3 protein-coding genes and 1 pseudogene are annotated in these 1,810 nt (G+C 28.2%); all 4 read right to left on the bottom strand.

Annotated features, from left to right (window positions below):
• Positions 1-236, bottom strand: a pseudogene (locus AMN84_RS01615) (S41 family peptidase); the annotation flags it as partial.
• A complete protein-coding gene (gene rsfS, locus AMN84_RS01610; protein WP_075482817.1) occupies positions 236-586 on the bottom strand; it encodes a ribosome silencing factor in 351 nt (116 codons plus the stop codon). The gene rsfS and the pseudogene AMN84_RS01615, both read right to left, overlap by 1 nt.
• A gap of 15 nt (positions 587-601) precedes the next feature.
• Positions 602-1,135 (bottom strand): nicotinate (nicotinamide) nucleotide adenylyltransferase, encoded by a 534-nt coding sequence (gene nadD, locus AMN84_RS01605; RefSeq protein WP_075482815.1) that lies wholly within the window; start codon positions 1,133-1,135, stop codon positions 602-604.
• Complete coding sequence (locus AMN84_RS01600; RefSeq protein WP_075482813.1) at positions 1,116-1,652, bottom strand: aldehyde dehydrogenase family protein; 537 nt, start codon at positions 1,650-1,652, stop codon at positions 1,116-1,118. The genes nadD and AMN84_RS01600 overlap by 20 nt, the downstream gene beginning before the upstream one ends.
• Positions 1,653-1,810: the final 158 nt, after the last annotated feature.

Raw genomic sequence — 1,810 nt, 5'->3', positions numbered from 1 at the left:
TCCATTTGTTTAAGATCCTCTGGTGATAAATATGCAGAATATGGGTCAAGCGATCTTAAGACTCCATCGATTGCAGCATCCATTGCTTCAGCTTGATCTATCTCTTCAACATATTCTTTGTTGACTTTATCAAGCACTTCTCCAAATAAATCTACTTTATCGTAAATGTTATCATTATTTGAAAATGCAAGTGTAAACGTATGAAAAATTATAATTATAAAAATAATTATTCTCATTAAACAATAACTTTCTCTTTTGGAATTAACTCAGACCAAATTTTTTCTAATTCATAAAACTTTCTTTTCTCTGGATTAAAAATATGAACTACAATGTCTATTCCATCTACTAGTTTCCACTCAGTACTATCTTTTCCCTCAATTTTACAATTTTTTAATCCATTAGTTTTAAACTTTTCCAAAACTTGTTCAGAAAGAGACTGGATATGTCTAGAAGACGTTCCACTTGCAACAATCATATAGTCAGCTATTGAGGATTTATCTTTAAGATCTATAGATACTATGTCTAAAGCTTTGTTACTATCGAGTGTTTTGATGATGATTTTTTTTAAGTCTAAGTTTTCGGCCATTAATTATTTACCTTATCAAATATTTCTTATTTGAGAAGATGAAATATTTACCTTATTAAAACTTATGTATTTTAGACCCCTTTTTTTTAAGTTCTTATAAGCCACTGATTCCTTTGATCTTTTCTTGTACCCGCTTCTATCAAAAACTAAAATTTTTGCCAACTTTCCAATTTTAGACCAATTATTCCATTTATGAAAATTTATAAGATTATCAGCTCCCATTATAAAAAAAATTTCGTTACTGCGATTCTTTTTAAAAAATTTTATAAGCTTTATTGTCTTATTAGATTTAATTTTTTTTTCATAAAAACCCACAGTCACATACTTTGTTTTTTTTGTTAAACTCTTTGCAATTTGGACTCTTTTTTTAAGGCTATAAAAACTTTTACTTTTAAAAGGGTTTTTTTCTGTAATAGCCCATACAATTTTGTCTAATTTAAATAATCTTTTGGCAACTTTAGAAATTTTTAAATGCCCTTTGTGAGCAGGATCAAAAGTTCCGCCAAGAATACCTAGTCTAACTTTTTTTTTAAGATCGTATTTGGCCATTTCCTATTACTTGATATTTATAAGATACAAGTTGATTTAAACCAACAGGACCTCTAGGTGGTAACTTATTAGTTGATATACCTACTTCACCACCAAAGCCAAGTTCAGCTCCGTCTGCGAATTGAGTCGATGAATTATGGATTAATATTGAACTTTTCACATTTTCAAAAAAGTATTTTGTATTTTTTTTATTATTAGAAATAATTGCCTCAGTATGTGAGGTACCATACTTATTAATGTGTTCGACGGCATCCTCTACATTTTTGACTTTTTTAATAGAAATTTTTAATGACAAGTATTCGGTCGACCAATCTTTTGGTGTTGCTTTATAAATTTTTTTTGGAGAAATTTTTCTGATAGTGTCGTCAGCATATATTTCACAATTATTTTTTAATAAATCATTAATAATTAAATTGATTTTTTTGCTAGATAGTTTTCTATGAACAAGCAATGTTTCTGTAGCACCACAAATTCCAGGGTTTCTTAATTTTGCATTTAATATGATTTTACTTGCCATTTTGTGATTTACGTTTTCATCTACAAATGTATGACACAAACCTTCAAGATGTCCTATGGTGGGTATATTTGAATATTTTTTTACCTTTTTTACTAGATTTTTTGCCGCCTCTTGGAATTATTACATCTATGTAAGACTCCATTTTAGACAACAAAAAA

The organism is Candidatus Pelagibacter communis, from assembly GCF_001180105.1.
Lineage (GTDB): Bacteria > Pseudomonadota > Alphaproteobacteria > Pelagibacterales > Pelagibacteraceae > Pelagibacter > Pelagibacter ubique_K.
The sequence above is the reverse complement of the archived record's forward strand: the minus strand, read 5'-3'. Positions and strand labels throughout refer to the sequence as shown.

What these genes read in the sequence shown, in the direction of transcription:
- nadD (WP_075482815.1), bottom strand. Translation starts at nt 1,135, where the DNA reads ATGGCCAAATACGATCTTAAAAAAAAAGTTAGACTAGGTATTCTTGGC.
- AMN84_RS01600 (WP_075482813.1), bottom strand. Translation starts at nt 1,652, where the DNA reads ATGGCAAGTAAAATCATATTAAATGCAAAATTAAGAAACCCTGGAATT.
- rsfS (WP_075482817.1), bottom strand. Translation starts at nt 586, where the DNA reads ATGGCCGAAAACTTAGACTTAAAAAAAATCATCATCAAAACACTCGAT.